The organism is Leuconostoc palmae (assembly GCF_019656075.1).
In the GTDB taxonomy this organism is placed as follows: Bacteria; Bacillota; Bacilli; order Lactobacillales; family Lactobacillaceae; genus Leuconostoc; species Leuconostoc palmae.
Map to the genome: position 1 here is coordinate 1 of NZ_BPKZ01000009.1, position 15,286 is coordinate 15,286.

18 protein-coding genes are annotated in these 15,286 nt (G+C 35.1%); 3 read left to right on the top strand and 15 right to left on the bottom strand.

Annotation, left to right across the window (positions count from 1 at the left end):
• Positions 1-554: 554 nt before the first annotated feature.
• The 4 genes from rpsP to K5Q12_RS05715 all read right to left on the bottom strand — a co-directional run bounded on the left by rpsP (position 555) and on the right by K5Q12_RS05715 (position 3,214).
• Positions 555-968 carry a 30S ribosomal protein S16 gene (gene rpsP, locus K5Q12_RS05700; RefSeq protein ID WP_220742746.1) on the bottom strand — a complete coding sequence of 138 codons (414 nt, stop codon included), beginning with the start codon at positions 966-968 and terminating at the stop codon, positions 555-557.
• 88 nt (positions 969-1,056) lie between these two features.
• Positions 1,057-2,514, bottom strand: a complete 1,458-nt coding sequence (locus K5Q12_RS05705) for a PH domain-containing protein (protein ID WP_246570509.1) — start codon at positions 2,512-2,514, stop codon at positions 1,057-1,059.
• On the bottom strand, positions 2,507-2,998 hold the full coding sequence (locus K5Q12_RS05710; protein ID WP_220742748.1) for a PH domain-containing protein: 492 nt from the start codon (positions 2,996-2,998) through the stop codon (positions 2,507-2,509). Before K5Q12_RS05710 ends, K5Q12_RS05705 begins: the two co-directional genes overlap by 8 nt.
• A 27-nt stretch (positions 2,999-3,025) precedes the next feature.
• Positions 3,026-3,214, bottom strand: a complete 189-nt coding sequence (locus K5Q12_RS05715) for a hypothetical protein (RefSeq protein ID WP_220742749.1) — start codon at positions 3,212-3,214, stop codon at positions 3,026-3,028.
• Positions 3,215-3,371: 157 nt separating this feature from the next.
• On the opposite strand from K5Q12_RS05715, the gene mscL reads away from it, so the two are divergent.
• Both mscL and K5Q12_RS05725 read left to right on the top strand, forming a co-directional pair.
• The gene (gene mscL, locus K5Q12_RS05720; RefSeq protein ID WP_220742750.1) at positions 3,372-3,752 is read left to right on the top strand and encodes a large-conductance mechanosensitive channel protein MscL; all 381 of its coding nucleotides are present in this window, start codon (positions 3,372-3,374) and stop codon (positions 3,750-3,752) included.
• A gap of 97 nt (positions 3,753-3,849) precedes the next feature.
• Positions 3,850-4,482: a deoxynucleoside kinase gene (locus K5Q12_RS05725; RefSeq protein WP_220742751.1), complete on the top strand. Its 633-nt coding sequence runs from the start codon at positions 3,850-3,852 to the stop codon at positions 4,480-4,482.
• Positions 4,483-4,513: 31 nt separating this feature from the next.
• Here K5Q12_RS05725 and ruvA read toward each other — a convergent pair whose 3' ends face one another.
• From ruvA to murI, 7 genes are read right to left on the bottom strand one after another with little or no spacing between them, the layout of a single operon-like run.
• Complete coding sequence (gene ruvA, locus K5Q12_RS05730) at positions 4,514-5,104, bottom strand: Holliday junction branch migration protein RuvA (RefSeq protein WP_220742752.1); 591 nt, start codon at positions 5,102-5,104, stop codon at positions 4,514-4,516.
• A gap of 51 nt (positions 5,105-5,155) precedes the next feature.
• Positions 5,156-6,223, bottom strand: a complete 1,068-nt coding sequence (gene queA, locus K5Q12_RS05735) for a tRNA preQ1(34) S-adenosylmethionine ribosyltransferase-isomerase QueA (RefSeq protein WP_220742753.1) — start codon at positions 6,221-6,223, stop codon at positions 5,156-5,158.
• Positions 6,216-7,076 (bottom strand): metallophosphoesterase family protein, encoded by an 861-nt coding sequence (locus K5Q12_RS05740; protein ID WP_220742754.1) that lies wholly within the window; start codon positions 7,074-7,076, stop codon positions 6,216-6,218. The genes queA and K5Q12_RS05740 overlap by 8 nt, the downstream gene beginning before the upstream one ends.
• Positions 7,073-8,134 (bottom strand): Holliday junction branch migration DNA helicase RuvB, encoded by a 1,062-nt coding sequence (gene ruvB, locus K5Q12_RS05745; RefSeq protein ID WP_220742755.1) that lies wholly within the window; start codon positions 8,132-8,134, stop codon positions 7,073-7,075. The genes K5Q12_RS05740 and ruvB overlap by 4 nt, the downstream gene beginning before the upstream one ends.
• Before the next feature lie 40 nt (positions 8,135-8,174).
• Positions 8,175-8,711: a YfcE family phosphodiesterase gene (locus tag K5Q12_RS05750; RefSeq protein WP_220742756.1), complete on the bottom strand. Its 537-nt coding sequence runs from the start codon at positions 8,709-8,711 to the stop codon at positions 8,175-8,177.
• Positions 8,711-9,319: an RdgB/HAM1 family non-canonical purine NTP pyrophosphatase gene (rdgB, locus tag K5Q12_RS05755; RefSeq protein ID WP_220742757.1), complete on the bottom strand. Its 609-nt coding sequence runs from the start codon at positions 9,317-9,319 to the stop codon at positions 8,711-8,713. The genes K5Q12_RS05750 and rdgB overlap by 1 nt, the downstream gene beginning before the upstream one ends.
• 4 nt (positions 9,320-9,323) lie before the next feature.
• The gene (gene murI / locus K5Q12_RS05760) at positions 9,324-10,166 is read right to left on the bottom strand and encodes a glutamate racemase (RefSeq protein WP_220742758.1); all 843 of its coding nucleotides are present in this window, start codon (positions 10,164-10,166) and stop codon (positions 9,324-9,326) included.
• 90 nt (positions 10,167-10,256) lie between these two features.
• Here murI and K5Q12_RS05765 point away from each other — a divergent pair, with 90 nt between their 5' ends.
• Positions 10,257-10,958 (top strand): YslB family protein, encoded by a 702-nt coding sequence (locus K5Q12_RS05765; RefSeq protein ID WP_220742759.1) that lies wholly within the window; start codon positions 10,257-10,259, stop codon positions 10,956-10,958.
• A 37-nt stretch (positions 10,959-10,995) separates the two neighbouring features.
• Here the strand turns inward: K5Q12_RS05765 and dltD are convergent, their stop codons facing one another.
• The 4 genes from dltD to dltA are packed head-to-tail and all read right to left on the bottom strand — an operon-like array spanning position 10,996 to position 15,283.
• Positions 10,996-12,279 carry a D-alanyl-lipoteichoic acid biosynthesis protein DltD gene (gene dltD / locus K5Q12_RS05770; RefSeq protein WP_220742760.1) on the bottom strand — a complete coding sequence of 428 codons (1,284 nt, stop codon included), beginning with the start codon at positions 12,277-12,279 and terminating at the stop codon, positions 10,996-10,998.
• Between the two features lie 6 nt (positions 12,280-12,285).
• Positions 12,286-12,522 (bottom strand): D-alanine--poly(phosphoribitol) ligase subunit DltC, encoded by a 237-nt coding sequence (gene dltC, locus K5Q12_RS05775; protein ID WP_220742761.1) that lies wholly within the window; start codon positions 12,520-12,522, stop codon positions 12,286-12,288.
• A gap of 30 nt (positions 12,523-12,552) precedes the next feature.
• Positions 12,553-13,758 carry a D-alanyl-lipoteichoic acid biosynthesis protein DltB gene (gene dltB, locus K5Q12_RS05780; protein ID WP_220742762.1) on the bottom strand — a complete coding sequence of 402 codons (1,206 nt, stop codon included), beginning with the start codon at positions 13,756-13,758 and terminating at the stop codon, positions 12,553-12,555.
• A complete protein-coding gene (gene dltA / locus K5Q12_RS05785; protein WP_220742763.1) occupies positions 13,751-15,283 on the bottom strand; it encodes a D-alanine--poly(phosphoribitol) ligase subunit DltA in 1,533 nt (510 codons plus the stop codon). Before dltA ends, dltB begins: the two co-directional genes overlap by 8 nt.
• Positions 15,284-15,286 lie beyond the last annotated feature (3 nt).

Below are 15,286 nucleotides of genomic sequence, written 5' to 3' on the forward strand. Positions count from 1 at the left end.
GCTAATGATTTAAGTGAACGGCCTTCTTGGTGAAGTTTAACCAATGAATCTTTGAAATCTTGTGAATAACGAATTGATATAAAAATACTCCTATACTTTCATTTTACGGACTGAATAAAAATAGTCCATTTTTTAGTATAAGAGCATATGTTACCGTTAACAAAAATTAGACCTTATGTCGCTGACATACTCTTACAAACTATTCAAGATGTCTACCATGAAAGAACAGATGCGTGTGTACTTTCATTGCTGCTAGGTCTTTTAGAAAGTAGTATTATACAAAATAAAACGATTATAATAGAATGGTGTTTATTAAAAATTAAAGACTATCCAATAGAAAATAATAGTAATTATTATATTTTATACTTATTCCTAATTACTCTATATTCCAACGATAAACATAAATTAGAAGAAATCCATCGTACTGTAAAATTTCTTAATAATGAATCATTGGAAAAATACTTCCTACATATTGAAACTTTTTATTATCAAAAAAGTGCTGCTAATTTTTAGTATAAAAAATGAGGAGAATGCGTACGCACTCTCCTCATTTTTTATACTAATGCTAACAAGTCAGCTTTCTTAGCTGATGATGGATATTGCGTACCTTGTGCATCAAGGTATGCCTTGATTTCGGCAACAGTATTCTTTTCTGTTGGCTTTTTAGCTGATGCTGCAGGCTTTGCAGCAGTTGACTTCTTAGCAGCCTTCATTTCAGCAAACTTTGTTAAAATACCTGCATTGCTCAACAAGTTACGTGCAGTATCTGATGGTTGCGCACCATTGCTCAACCATGTCAAAATCTTTGCTTCATCAAGCTTGATTTCTGCTGGTTGTGCAATTGGGTTGTATGTTCCAACTGTTTCGATGAAACGGCCATCACGAGGTGAACGTGAATCAGCGATAACAACACGGTAGAAAGGACGCTTCTTAGCACCCATACGCTTCAAACGGATTTTTACTGACATATTAATGTCCTCCAAATTTCTTTTGTGCTTTTTGCACTTTATTTACAACTAATAGTATCCCACTAAACCAATCTTATGTCAAGGGTTTTTACTTGACATGTGTTATCCAACGTATAATCCTTTCTGCTTCTGCTTCTGGTAAATAACGCATGTCAATCATTTTAGCCTCATCGCCATTCCGAATTATAACGCGAAGATGTTGTGCTTGTGACTTAATCATAAAGTAACTTTGCGTTGCTTTCGCCCCCTGAATCTTGTCACGAGGAATTGTATACACATGTTTGGTCAGCCATTGAGATGTTTGAAGGGTTAATGTTTCTTGTTCAATGACTAATCGCTGGTCTGTCATGCGAACAGCCGCACATATCATGACATAAATTATTAAAACAGACAATATGAAAATACCAATAACACTATAGATTGTCGGCCAATGCCAGACATAAGCGCAACCAAAATAACTCACAGTCGGCAAAGTTAAATAGATTAGGCTCATGAGCACCTCATAACGTAGCTCATAAAACATAGCATGGTCAATACCAATAGCCTTTTTTGGTGTAATCAACCGATAACTAGGTAAGAAATCAGACAACACATGATACGCTTTTGAACTACTAACAACAGGTATAATCGTCGTTTTATCCTGTTTCTCTTTATCCCCTCGGCCTGATGAAGCTAACAAGACATTGATTGTTGCGAGGTTTACCCAACGTCTTAATAAAGATTGCTCGTAGTGTACGGCTTGAATACGCGATAAGCGCAACTGTATTTCTTTTTTAGTCAATAAACCTTGTGTGATGGCTAGATGAACGCCAAATCGTGTCAATGTAAAGTGATAATAGCGGTTATAAATTCGTGCAAAGGCAATGACTAAGCTAACAATTAAGATGACAGCCAAAATTATGATATACCCTGCAAACGTTTGACCTGAAAACCAGTAATCAAACTTTGCGACTAAATCCTGTGGCATATGCATACTCAATTCAGAAATGACTGTTGCTAAGGCACCAAAAATGCCCAAACTCCCTAATGATGTCAAAGCAAACACGACAAGTTCAGATGTCTGGATATGGTAAACATGATCGGCCTTTGGTACTTCCTTTGACTCAGTTGTTTTCGTTTGTGATTGCTGACGATATTGCTCAATCACTTCAATTTGAGTTAAGCGTAACGCACTAAAAACTAAACGATCATCTTTTTTGCCAGATGTCTCGATACTTACCCGATAAACATCAAACGGCTGAAAATAAAATGGTTGTGTACGTGTAATCGTCTGTATCCGCTCGAAAGGCATATGTACATATTTTCTAATGAACACCCCTTTCTTGAGTGTTATTTCATGAGGTGTCACGTCATATGTAAAAAACCACCATCGTAAAACACCAAAAAGTATCGCTAACAAGATTAAGCCAACAATGACGATTAAGCGACTCGTCATACTACGCGTGTGACCAAAAAACAAAAACAACACGACAAAAAAGAATTCTCGTACTGTCATAATGATTTCGGCAATAACAGCAACAACAGGTTGATGAGCAGATTTAGTCATCATTATTAACCTCACTCGCTTGTCTTGCCGCTAAAATCAATCGTTCACGCAATGTTTGCGCAACTTGCTCATCAACTGCTGCAATCGAAAAACTATGTGCCGCTGTCACAATAACCAGTCTCTTTAAATGAAAAAACTGAAGTAATGGCCCCTGAGTCGTATCAACATTTTGAATACGATTAAGTGGTATCGCTTCTGTTTTTCTAAGAAAAAAGCCTTTATAAATTAAAATAGCTGTATCATCTAAAGCATAACGGTGAAAACGATAATAGTACGGTATCAGTAATAGATGACCAATGACCAAACCAATAATCACAATTAACATTATATTTAAAACCATGATAATGGTACTTGGCCACTGCGCCCCTAAGCATAAATTAAGGACTAATAACGCTAGGCCTAACACTAGCATCCCTATTAAATCGTCCAACACCCAGACTATTTTCGCACGTTTTGGTAAATATTGTGCATATTTAGATATCATATTGTCCCCCAGGCCCCCCATGATTACTTATTGTCGTTTAGCATTGATTTCTTCACTCAAGACAATCAATTTATCAAGCGCACGACGTGCTAAACGCGAATCATGTGCACGATTAGCATCATTAGTAATACCACCTAATGTATGTGGTGTATTAATATCTTTAATAATATCAATCAAGGTCTCGTGCCAAGATGTTAAACAATCTTTTTCTGTCATAAATTCCCCTCCGCAACATTTACGTTTATTTTATCATGTCTTTAACAGTGTTTCATGAAAATTTATTGGTAAAAAGTACATGATAATGTAAAATATTATTTAGTATAACAATTGAAAGGATATGCATAGATTTTATATGCATTTTAGGAGAATAAGTATGTTATCAGAATTTAAAACATTCATCATGCGTGGCAACGTACTGGATCTGGCTGTTGGTGTTATCATCGGTGGTGCATTCACAGGATTGGTTAAGTCATTGACCAATAACTTAATTACACCTATTATTTCATTTTTCACTGGTGGAACATCAGATTTGAACAATCTTCAACTGGTCATCACTAAAGAACTGACATTTAAGTATGGTGCATTTATTAATGATGTTATCAACTTCTTAATTACTGCTTTTGTTGTTTTCATGATTATTAAAATGGTTAACAGTATCTTCCGCACTAGCAAAGATGAAGAAGTTAAAGTTGATCCAGAACTTGAAATTCTTACTGAAATTCGCGATTTATTAGAATCGCAAAAGAAAGCTTAATGTTCGCTATTAAGTTTCAAACCCTCAAACAACACTACTTGTTGTTTGGGCGTTTTTTTTGTATAGTTAATAGGTCAATAAAATATTGGAGGTCCTCATGGTGATTATTACGGCAGGCATGATCGGTGTTGGCAAAACAACATTAACAAGTATTATAGCTGAGCATTTTGGTACACAAGCATTTTACGAACCAGTTGGTGATAATCCAGTATTGCCACTTTACTATTCTGATCCTAAGCAATATGGATTTTTACTTCAAATCTATTTTTTGAATCGACGCTTCGATATGATAAAAAAAGCATTAGCTGATGATAATAACGTGCTGGATCGATCAATTTACGAAGATGCATTATTTACATCAGAAAACCATAAAGATGGCAACATTTCTGATGCAGAAATGTCTGTATACTCTAATTTATTAGATAATATGATGTCAGAATTAGATAAGTTGCCAAAAAAAGCCCCTGATTTAATGGTTTATTCTGAAACTGATTTTGATACCATTTTATATCGAATTAAAAAGCGTGGTCGGGATTATGAACAGTTTGATGATAATGACGAATTACGTCAATATTATTTCCGCATTTGGTCAGCTTATCGCGAATGGTTTGAAAATTACGACGCCTCACCTAAAATAAAAATTGACTTACAAACTTATGATTTGGAAATTCCTGACAATCAGAAGATTATTTTAAATCAAATTGAAGAAGCATTAAAAGCTATCCGTTAAAAAAACTGCATTCACATGGAATGCAGTTTTTTTATTTTACTAAATATTTTAATGCTGAACGAATATAACCATCTGTTGTATCATTTTCAGTTGATAATAGTGGTTCAATTTTTGCAACATCTTTTGCACTATAACCCAACGATTCCAAGGCAGACAGAGCATCTGCCAATGCTGCATTTTGATTATCATGCTTATTAAGTGTAGCTAACCCTGCAGAATTAGCTACCCCATCCAATTTACCTTTAAGGTCTAGAATAATCTGTTGTGCTGTTTTTTTCCCAACACCAGGAAATTGAGTCAAGTAGGAGGCATCATCAGTTGCAACTGCATTGACTAAACCTTCGGCATCATCACTTGCTAAAATAGCCAACGCACTTTTTGGTCCAATGCCAGAAACATTCAAAAGTTTATTAAATAATATTTTCTCATTTTCGTTAACAAATCCATACAACGTTATTTCATTTTCACGTACAATTTGTTCAACATACACATGTGATTCAACATTTTGTTCAAATCTGTATGGATTAGCTGCATAAAGCTTGTATCCAACACCACTTCTATCAGCAATAACTAGATATGCTGGATAAATGTTTGTTATAAGACCATTAATATATTCGTACAATAGTTTTCTCCAAATGTCATACTAAATAAGTATGATAAATTACACACAAAATTAGTTATCTCTCTTAATAAACATCGCATCACCAAAGCTAAAGAACCGATATTGATCCTCTACTGCATGCTTATAAGCATGCAAAATATTATTTCTACCAGTAAATGCAGCAACTAACATTACTAGCGTTGACTTTGGTAGGTGAAAATTAGTAATAAAAGCATCAACAGTTGTCCAATGGTACCCTGGCTTAATAAAAATATCAGTCCAACCAGAATCAGCTTGTAGTTCCCCATCAAATTTTGAACCAATTGTTTCTAATGTTCTAATCGAAGTTGTTCCTGTGGCGATAATACGTCCGCCATCTTGATGCACTTGATTCAACGTATCGGCAGCTTCTTTACTCAGTTGATAAAACTCTGAATGCATTTTATGATCTTCAATATTTTCTTCTTCAACTGGTCTAAATGTCCCTAAACCAACATGTAATGTTAATTCAACCGTCTTAACTCCTTTTGCACGGACTTTATCCAGTAATTCAGGTGTCCAATGCAATCCAGCAGTCGGTGCGGCCGCTGAGCCATCAACTTTAGAGTAAACCGTTTGATAACGTTCTTGGTCATCCAGCTTTTCTTTAATATATGGTGGCAATGGCATTTCACCTAATTTTTCTAATAATTCCATAAAAATACCATCATAATTAAACTCAATGTAACGCCCACCATGTTCAAGCTCACCCACTACTGTTGCTGTCATAACAGGATTATTAATATCTTCTCCGAAAACAATTGTGGATCCTATAGGTGATTTTTTTGCTGGTTTTACTAATGTTTCCCAAACATTATCGTGATCCTGTCGTAACAACAATACTTCGGCATGCCCACCAGTTTCTGGGCGTGCCCCGTGAAGACGTGCAGGTAAAACGCGCGAATTATTCATAACAATTGCATCACCAGCATTAACATAGTCAATAATATCGTAAAAGTGTTTATCCTGATAATTACCAGTATCTGCGTCTAACACTAACATCCTCGAAGCATCTCGCTGTTTCAAAGGCGTTTGAGCAATAAGAGATTCTGGTAAATTGTAATCAAAATCCGCTAGTTGATATTGTTTCTCTTCAGTCATTTTTCCCACCTGTGCTACCTGATAATCCAGTTTGTTTTTCAAATTCAAATCCAGTCAGGGCTACTTTTTCTTTTTCTAATTGTGTTAATTTTTTATTTTCATTTGGAATATTAAATTTATCAAGCACATCAGCATAAGTTAAATTCTGCTTGTTAAGATAGTCAACTAAAAGTGCTAATTCATGACGTTGCGTAGCTGTTGGTTTATTAATTGTAATTGTTTCATCAAATGCTCGCTCAATCAGTCTGTCATAGCGTTTATTTTCTGACTCCACTTGATAACTCAATGTGATATTATTTAGTCGCCTTTTTAAGACTGGTAATATCTCTTCAAAACTGATAGGCTGCCCAAATATTCTTGTTTGCATCAAAGCAGAGTCTAATGATAAATTAATCATATTGTCTTGTTGGTACTCTGCTTCATGAATATGCCCATGAATAGATAAGAGTGGATATGGTAAATCAACAGCGTAATGGCTAAGCCATATTGTAACACCTTGTATTTTAAGTGATTTTGCTGTTTCTACAACTTCAATCACACCGCTTGTTTCAGATTTTAAAGCTGCTTTCAATTGATCAGAATGATCATGATTGCCTTTGAAAAAGATTTTATTTCCTTTTAAACGCGATAATTGAGCGACAAAATCTTGCTTTTTCCTAAACATCCCCAAATCACCAAGAAAATAAACAGTATCATCTTCTGTTACTGTTTGATTCCAAATTTGTTCAAGATATTTGTTCATTTCTAAAACAGTTGGCTCTATGCCCAACTGCTTTAGTGACTCAGCGCGTGACTTGTCAAAATATAATATTTTATCGTGATTAAAGTGAGTATCTGAAATAATATAATTCATTGAATTTCCTTTTGATAGGGTACCCCAAGATGATTATAAGCCGCTTCCGTAACCACTCTACCCCTAGGGGTACGTTGTAAGAAGCCAATTTGTAATAAATACGGTTCTACCATAGACTCAAGTGTTTCCGATTCTTCACCAATATTAGCAGCAATTGTATTTAAGCCCACAGGACCACCTTGATAATATTCAATCATTGTATCTAATAATTTGTGGTCTGTATCATCTAAACCACGATTATCTACACGTAATTTATCTAACGCAATATCAACAATTTGCCGATCTATAGCCGATTTTCCTTGAACCTGGGCAAAATCTCTGACACGTTTTAACAAACGATTAGCTATACGAGGTGTCCCACGTGAACGTAAAGCCACCTCGTATGCACCTTCAGATTTGATAGGTGCTTTAAATATATCAGATGATCTAACTACAATTTCTTTTAGTTCATTAGTCGTATAGTAAGCCATACCACTAATAATACCGAAACGATCTCTTAATGGCTTAGAAAGCATACCTGGGCGTGTTGTTGCCCCTATCAATGTAAATGGGGGCAATGGAAAATGTACAGCCCTAGCAGTGGGCCCTTGTCCTACCATAATATCTACGAAATAATCTTCCATTGCAGAATACATGATTTCTTCTACATTAGTTGGTAAACGATGTATTTCATCAATAAATAAAATGTCACCCGGTTCAAGCTCATTTAACAAAGCTACCAAGTCCCCTGGCTTTTCTATAGCTGGCCCAGATGTCGTTTTGATATTTACTGACATCTCATTAGCGATGATCATTGCTAGTGTTGTTTTACCCAATCCAGGCGGTCCAAATAATAAGACATGATCTAAAGCTTCCTCACGCTGTTTTGCCGCAGAAATATACACACTCAATTCTTCCTTGAGGGGTTCTTGCCCAATATATTCACGCAAAAACTGTGGTCTCAATGACAGCTCATCATGTTGCTCGCCTTGATTAGCAGTCGCTTGTCTAACAAGTTGATCAGTTTCATTATTGGTCTCATACCACTGATTAAATTGAGGTTTTTCATTATTTGTCATGACTACTATTTTACCATCTTTACCAGATTCTTATCACTTTTCAGCGTTTAAAAGTTTTAGTTAACTCGGCTAAATGTTGATGATTTCGCTTATAAAAATCTATCTTATAAGCATCATCACTTACTGTCAATACAGCATAGGTTCCACCATACATTGCGTGTTCTCCTTTTGGTATCGTGATAGAACCAGGATTAATATACAACTTATCGTCAAAATACACGACACCATCAAGATGTGTGTGCCCAAATAATACAACACTCGCTCCTGCCTCAGAGGCAGCTTGATTCATTAACAATAAATTTGCCCACGCATCAAATGCTCGTGCATCATATAAATGACCATGCGTTTGAAAAAACGTGATCCCTTTAATCGTTGTTACACGAGCATCTACAAAATCAAGATCACTATCCATATTTCCAATAACCGTTGAAACACCTTCAAATACGCTATCATCTGCTTGTAATTCTGAATCGCCATTATAAAATACAGCATCCACGTCTTTTTGCCAGTGATTAAATACCGTTTCTAAAACATCTCGATCACCATGTATATCTGAAACAATCAAAAACTTTGACATTAATTATCCTCCTTCAACCATTCTGGTAAGCGTTGACCCAATGACTTCAATGCTAACCCTCTGTGACTAACCTCATTTTTTTCTTCATCACTAAGTTCTGCGAATGTTTTATTGAATTTTGGTACCAAAAAAATGGGATCGTAACCAAATCCATTCTTTCCAATGCGTTCTTGTGTAATACTACCTTCAATATCACCACACGAAATTAAACGACGTTTATTTTTATCAATTAAAACCAAAACACTTGTAAAATATGCTTTTCGGTCAGAACTTTCTGACAAATTGGTGAGTAATTTATCAATATTTGCATCATCATCATGATCACCGGCATATCGCGCTGAAAGTACCCCTGGTTCACCATTTAATGCAGGAACACTTAATCCTGAATCATCCGCCAAAATATAATCATCTGGCGCAATCTTTGCAATAGTTAAGACTTTTTTTAAGGCATTTTCTTCAAATGTGTTCCCATCTTCAATAATCTCTGGCAAATTTTGACCCAATGCTTTTAGCGGCACCACTTCCAATTCAACTTGAATCGTTCTCAACATTGCCTTTAATTCTTTTATTTTATGGTCGTTATTGCTTGCTAGTATTAGTCTTGCCATTTTCCTACTCCTGTAAATACTGCATTGATCCTGAGCCAATGATTTTCAAATGTCGGACATCTAGTGGCATTTCAGGTGCCAACCAATCCGTAGCAATCACATCAAACCTATCAGGATCAGCTGTTGTATAAAAAATATCTTCCGATCTATCATGCTTTACAAAACTAGATAAATTTTGATCAATTAAAGTTTGTTCAATAATTTGCACAGTTTCAAAACCAGAATCTACCAATTTAACATGATGACCAACAGCGTCTTTAATAAATGAAGATAGTAACGGAAAATGCGTACACCCTAGTACCAACGTATCAATTTTTTGTACTTTAAAGTTCGCTAAATGGGCTGCTACTATTTGCTTTGCAGTCAGAGAATGATACTGATTTGACTCAACAATTTGGACAAATTCAGGTTCTGATTGCTGAAAAGTTTCCACATTAATGTCAATTTGTTTCAAAGCATTAGGGTAAGCATTTGACTGAACTGTGCCTTCTGTGGCAATAATACCAATCAAATGATTCTTTGTTGCATGTTGAGCAGCTACTGCACCTGCTTGAATTACACCAATAACAGGGATTGGTAATTGCTGTTGCAGTTTATCCAGTGCTCTAGCTGTAGCTGTATTGCAAGCAATAACTAACAATTTTATATTTTTTTGTTCAATTAAAAAGTTTGCCATTTGAAAAGTGTATGAAATCACTTCTTCAACAGATTTTGGGCCATATGGCATTCTTTGCGTGTCACCGATAAAGATAAATTGCTCATTAGGAATACGATTTATTGCTTGTTTTACAACGGTTAAGCCACCAGCACCTGAATCAACCAAACCTATAGGATTATTATTATTCATACCTATAATTATTACGTTTAAATTGCAATATTGCAAGCTTTTAGCCTTGAAAGTTTGGTATAATAAAATTTTGAAAGGTCTAATAAACTCATGAATATCAATGATTATGATAAAATTTTAAAAACAAATTTTCAAGTTAATAGCTTTGCTTTAACTTTACTAAGAGATGGTTTACTCAAAAATCTATTACAAGAAGATTATCCTCACATTTTGTATTGGGCAGGAAAAGAAATTGCTCGTCAATTCCCGACAGATGCCTTGTCTTCTGTTATTGAATTTTTTGATAACGCTGGATTTGGACAATTAGAGATTGCCTCCCAAGATAGTAAAAACCAGCGTTGGCTATTATCTGGTGATTTAGTTAAGCAGCGATTAGAGCTAAACCGAGATCCCGATTTTAGCTTGGAAGCAGGTTTTTTAGCGCAACAACTTGAAAGTCAAACCGCTGCAATTGCAGAAGCAACTTTTAAAATCAACAAAAAAAACTTGATGGTCAGTTTTGAGGTAGTCACGGATCTCAATGAGACAGTTAACGTTTCTGATGTCAAACAACGTGTAGCGGCACGTGAAGCCTTTTTAAAGCAGACACATGAAAGTGTCGAACATGCCAAGTTAGTAGATATAAGAGATGATAATGACATATCAATAGAACAATCAATTACTGATTCTCTATTAGCCTTTAAATTTGATGACATCAGTTTACCTGCTGACGAACAATCAAGTCTAAGTGCTTTATCAAATGAAGACGAAATAGATCCCTTTAATTTTCCAACAAAACCTTTCAAAGACTAAAAAAAGTGTGTGCTACGATAACTGTAGCACACACTTTTTATTTGAATTCTTGCAAATTTTCTTCAGTTGGCATCAAATTCTGCCAACGTGTGGAAAGATAATTATTATTGATATGATATTTAGGTGCATGATAACCATTCGTTAAGAATGGCTTAATTTTCTCATCAGCTGCGACCCAACCATTCCATCCCAAATGTATGGTATCTTGCATGAAGTAATCTCGACCACCATCGTGAGAAAAATCAGCAATATTATTAAAACCTTGAGATTGTAATTGTTTCTTTACTTTGTTTACACTTTGGTAGTACATATCAGTTCTTAGACCTGTATAATCAGACCAACGCTGATTAACTGGTTGAATGATAAATAATACATCTGTATCTTTTTTAGCAAATTCAGCTAACACAGCTTGAAAATCACCATATTCTTCTGACTGTCTGTAATCAAAGTCTCTTTGAGAATCTTTCAACCTTTTAATATTCAACTTTACTCGAGAATCATAGAATGAATTTTTAATACGGAACGGGTTATTATTTGTTTGCTCTTTTCCAATTTTAGTTGCCTCTCGTAATAAAGTTGGCACATCAGCTTGTTCAGGCAAACGCTTTATAGCTGGTTCAACAAATTTATTCCAATTATCGGTGTTCGAAAAGTTTGAAAATAATTGATCTTCGCGCAACAAAGTTCTATGTTTTAAACTCAGTATTTTTTTATCAGTTGCTGATAGTGGTTGGTTATCACTTATCTTAGTCACTAATTTTGAGTAAACATCACTATCTTTGACTTGCTTTTGGCGAAGTAGTCTCTCTGCTATAAATCGATCTGTAGGTGTAATTGTTTTAATTTGTCTTAACCAATCAGCAGTCTGTAATGGTGAATAAAATTCAGGAAATGCTACTTTTGAATTTTTCTTTGTAAACCACTGTTGAGAAATAACGAAAACAACTTGTTTTTTATGCAAAGCTTTTGGCATTTCCTGCATACTCAAATAATGCGTAAGGGACTCAGTACCAGCCTGGCCTAATAGAAAAGGCTGATAATTACGATGATACTTTGCTGCTAACATTGAAGGATGCATTGTATCTAAACGTAATAATTCGCTGGACCCAAAAAAAGGTACATAACGAGTCTTTTTATCACTAAACGCAGCATGCTTAACCGCTTCACCTTTAAAAACATTTTTTGAGAAAGAAACAGAAGCTTCACGTACATCTTTTTTCGTGATGTGATTTAGGGAAAAAGGCGCTAAGAACAACGCTGCGATGAGAATAAAAGCAATAATCACCGGCCCGAAAATCCACCATAAGCCACGTTTTTTCATTATAAATTACCCGATCAATGATTCAACTTTAGCAACGACTTTATTTGGTGTGTTCCACTCGTTACGATCAAATTCTGAAACAGGAGCTTGAATATCGAATTTACTTTCCAAATCTAATAGCAATTCAACTGTTGCCATTGAATCAAGTAATCCATTATCAAAGAAATCTTCGTCCATTTGATCAGAGATGTCTTCACCAATAATTGTATTTAAAATTTCAATAACTTCTTCTTTTACTGCCATGTTTATTTCCTCTTTCTTTTTAACTTTAAATTATTTAAACCATAGTGTGTCTAAGAATCCACTAAACAGCAAGAAACTTAGCATTACTACGTTAAATGTGATCACTATAGCTATAGCATCTGTCCACTTATTGTGTGGTACATTGTGTTTCTTTTTGTATCGTATCCATGCATCATTTATAACTAATCCTACACCGTGGAATAAACCATAGGCAATGTAATACCAATGCAATCCGTGCCAAAATCCCATAACTAACATGTTAAATATATAAGCAATATTAGATGTTGTGACACGACTTTTAATCCATTTTTTCTTCATAATAAGAAAAACAAATCTCATGAAGATATAATCACGGAACCAAAATGAAAGTGTAATATGCCACCGATTCCAAAATTCTTTCAAATTTTTCGATAAGAATGGCTTATCAAAGTTCATAGGCAATTCAATACCCATAACATAACTTGTGGCAACTGCAAAAAGTGAGTATCCTGCAAAATCAAAAAAGAGATTAAGACCGGTTGTATACATATAAGGAATCAACCACCAAGTCCATCCATGATGAACTTGTGCAGCGTCAATCGCAAAAGCTTGTATATATGGTAGCCATACTTCTCCAAGATAATGCGAGATGATAAACTTGTATAAAAATCCTAGAAAAAAGTACCAGACAGCTTTTTCAAGCATACTAACATACTTTTCGCGACTAGGAACGGAAGTAATATCCTTTTCAAAGCGACGATAACGATCGATTGGCCCTGAAGAAATTGATGGCATGAAAAGCATGAACCGCAAAAATAGCCAAGGGTTAAATGTCTTAATTGACCCATCTCTTGTTTCTAAAATCATTGCAGTGGAGCGGAACGTTAAGTAAGAAATACCTAAAAATCCCAATAATGTCGAAACATGAGTCCAATGTGCTGGCGCCGATACCTTAACTATAACTAAAGGTAGTATAGCCAATAAGGTAGCAAAGTAAAACACAAGAGCATTATTACTCTTTTTGCGATAAAGTGTGTAACCCCATACTAACAGCCACTGCCATATCATAAATCCAATTATGGCGTATCCTTCATGATACTTTTTACCATTAAACATCAAAAAGATAAAAACAAGTGAAACGATTACTTCATACCAATCTATACGTTTTCCAAAATATAATCCGACTGCTAATGGTACTAATGCCAACAATAAGTATACAAAATACTGCGGATCAGCATACGGTTGTAAATTAAGCATTCCCGTTTACCTCTGCAATCAACCCCTTAAGATTAATTTTTCCGTTTGGCGTTAGCGGCATACTGTCCCGATAAATAAAACGACTTGGCATCATATACGGCATCATAATATTTTCAAGATCTTGCTTAATAGCATTTGTCAGTAAAATTGGCTTTTCAAAGTTATTTTCTTTAGCAACAATAATTGCTAACAATTGTTTAACTTTACCATCAGCATCATATCTTGGTACTGCAACTGCCTGTTCAACCCACTGACTTTGTTGAAGCTGCTGGGCAACTTCTTCCAATTCAATTCTAAAGCCATGCAATTTAATTTGGAAGTCGCTTCGACCTTTATAGTGCAATAGCCCATTAGCATCTCTGGAGGCTAAATCTCCTGTTTTATAGGCTTGTAGACCATTAACAGTGATAAATGCTGCAGCTGTTTTTTCAGGATTGTTTAGATACCCCTTTGAAACCGATGGCCCTGCAATAACAATTTCTCCTGCTTCTCCGTCAGTTAGTGCCATACCATCAGGATCTTGGATAATAATTTCAGTATCTGACTTAACATAGCCTATCGGCATTTTATCGTTTTGATCAATTACATCTTGTGTTATCTGTATACCAGTGACAGCAACAGTAGCTTCTGTCGGTCCATAAGTGTTAAAAATTTTTGCTTTAGGAAATCGTTCTAACAACTTTTGAGCAGTGGTTGTGGTCAACACTTCTCCACAAAATAGAAATGCATTCAAACCAGGATGTGTTTCTTGATTAAACTCTGGATCTAATAATGCAACGTCAGCAAATGATGGTGTTGAAACCCATTTGTTCAAATCCATTTCAGGTAACGTTTTGAACAAAGATTTAAAATCATCAGCAACATTTTTAGGCAATGCTTTAAGCGTTCCTTGCGAAAGTAACGTTGGAACCCAGTCCATAACTGACAAATCAAATGAGTAAGGTGGTTGAGAAAGAACATTACTACCATTTTCCCAATTAAAATCATCACTCAGCATCCATTCGGAGAAACTTATCAAATTGTTATGAGAAATCTGAACACCTTTTGGCTTTCCTGTTGTTCCTGATGTGAAAATAATATAGAAATTTTCATCATCTTTAACAGGATTTGTAAGATCAAAATGAACATCTTGATTAAATATTTCTTCTAATTTTTCCTGATTAATGACAGGCACTTGAGTTATCGAAATTGGCAACTCATCAACTGCTATAACTAATCCTGGTTGCCCGATTTCTATAATATCTGTTAAACGTTCATCTGCTGAATTCACATCAACTGGAATATATGCATGTCCTGATTTAACGCTACCTAAGAAACTGGCAATCATTTCATATTGTTGCCCACCATAAATCATAATCGGTGTGATTGCTTCAATCTCAAGTTTTTCAATGTAAGCAGCTAAATTATCAGAATGAGATTTAAGCTGTGTGTAAGTATGTGTTCTTGTAAGTTCATCATAAGCAATTGCATTAGCATTAGTTATTGCTACTTCATCAATTGTTTTAATGACATTTTTAATTATCATAAT

Bases quoted from the DNA above. Each gene is read 5' to 3' on its own strand.
- rpsP (WP_220742746.1), bottom strand. From the start codon at position 968: ATGTCAGTAAAAATCCGTTTGAAGCGTATGGGTGCTAAGAAGCGTCCT.
- K5Q12_RS05705 (WP_246570509.1), bottom strand. From the start codon at position 2,514: ATGACTAAATCTGCTCATCAACCTGTTGTTGCTGTTATTGCCGAAATC.
- K5Q12_RS05710 (WP_220742748.1), bottom strand. From the start codon at position 2,998: ATGATATCTAAATATGCACAATATTTACCAAAACGTGCGAAAATAGTC.
- K5Q12_RS05715 (WP_220742749.1), bottom strand. From the start codon at position 3,214: ATGACAGAAAAAGATTGTTTAACATCTTGGCACGAGACCTTGATTGAT.
- mscL (WP_220742750.1), top strand. From the start codon at position 3,372: ATGTTATCAGAATTTAAAACATTCATCATGCGTGGCAACGTACTGGAT.
- K5Q12_RS05725 (WP_220742751.1), top strand. From the start codon at position 3,850: ATGGTGATTATTACGGCAGGCATGATCGGTGTTGGCAAAACAACATTA.
- queA (WP_220742753.1), bottom strand. From the start codon at position 6,223: ATGACTGAAGAGAAACAATATCAACTAGCGGATTTTGATTACAATTTA.
- K5Q12_RS05740 (WP_220742754.1), bottom strand. From the start codon at position 7,076: ATGAATTATATTATTTCAGATACTCACTTTAATCACGATAAAATATTA.
- ruvB (WP_220742755.1), bottom strand. From the start codon at position 8,134: ATGACAAATAATGAAAAACCTCAATTTAATCAGTGGTATGAGACCAAT.
- K5Q12_RS05750 (WP_220742756.1), bottom strand. From the start codon at position 8,711: ATGTCAAAGTTTTTGATTGTTTCAGATATACATGGTGATCGAGATGTT.
- rdgB (WP_220742757.1), bottom strand. From the start codon at position 9,319: ATGGCAAGACTAATACTAGCAAGCAATAACGACCATAAAATAAAAGAA.
- murI (WP_220742758.1), bottom strand. From the start codon at position 10,166: ATGAATAATAATAATCCTATAGGTTTGGTTGATTCAGGTGCTGGTGGC.
- K5Q12_RS05765 (WP_220742759.1), top strand. From the start codon at position 10,257: ATGAATATCAATGATTATGATAAAATTTTAAAAACAAATTTTCAAGTT.
- dltD (WP_220742760.1), bottom strand. From the start codon at position 12,279: ATGAAAAAACGTGGCTTATGGTGGATTTTCGGGCCGGTGATTATTGCT.
- dltC (WP_220742761.1), bottom strand. From the start codon at position 12,522: ATGGCAGTAAAAGAAGAAGTTATTGAAATTTTAAATACAATTATTGGT.
- dltB (WP_220742762.1), bottom strand. From the start codon at position 13,758: ATGCTTAATTTACAACCGTATGCTGATCCGCAGTATTTTGTATACTTA.
- dltA (WP_220742763.1), bottom strand. From the start codon at position 15,283: ATGATAATTAAAAATGTCATTAAAACAATTGATGAAGTAGCAATAACT.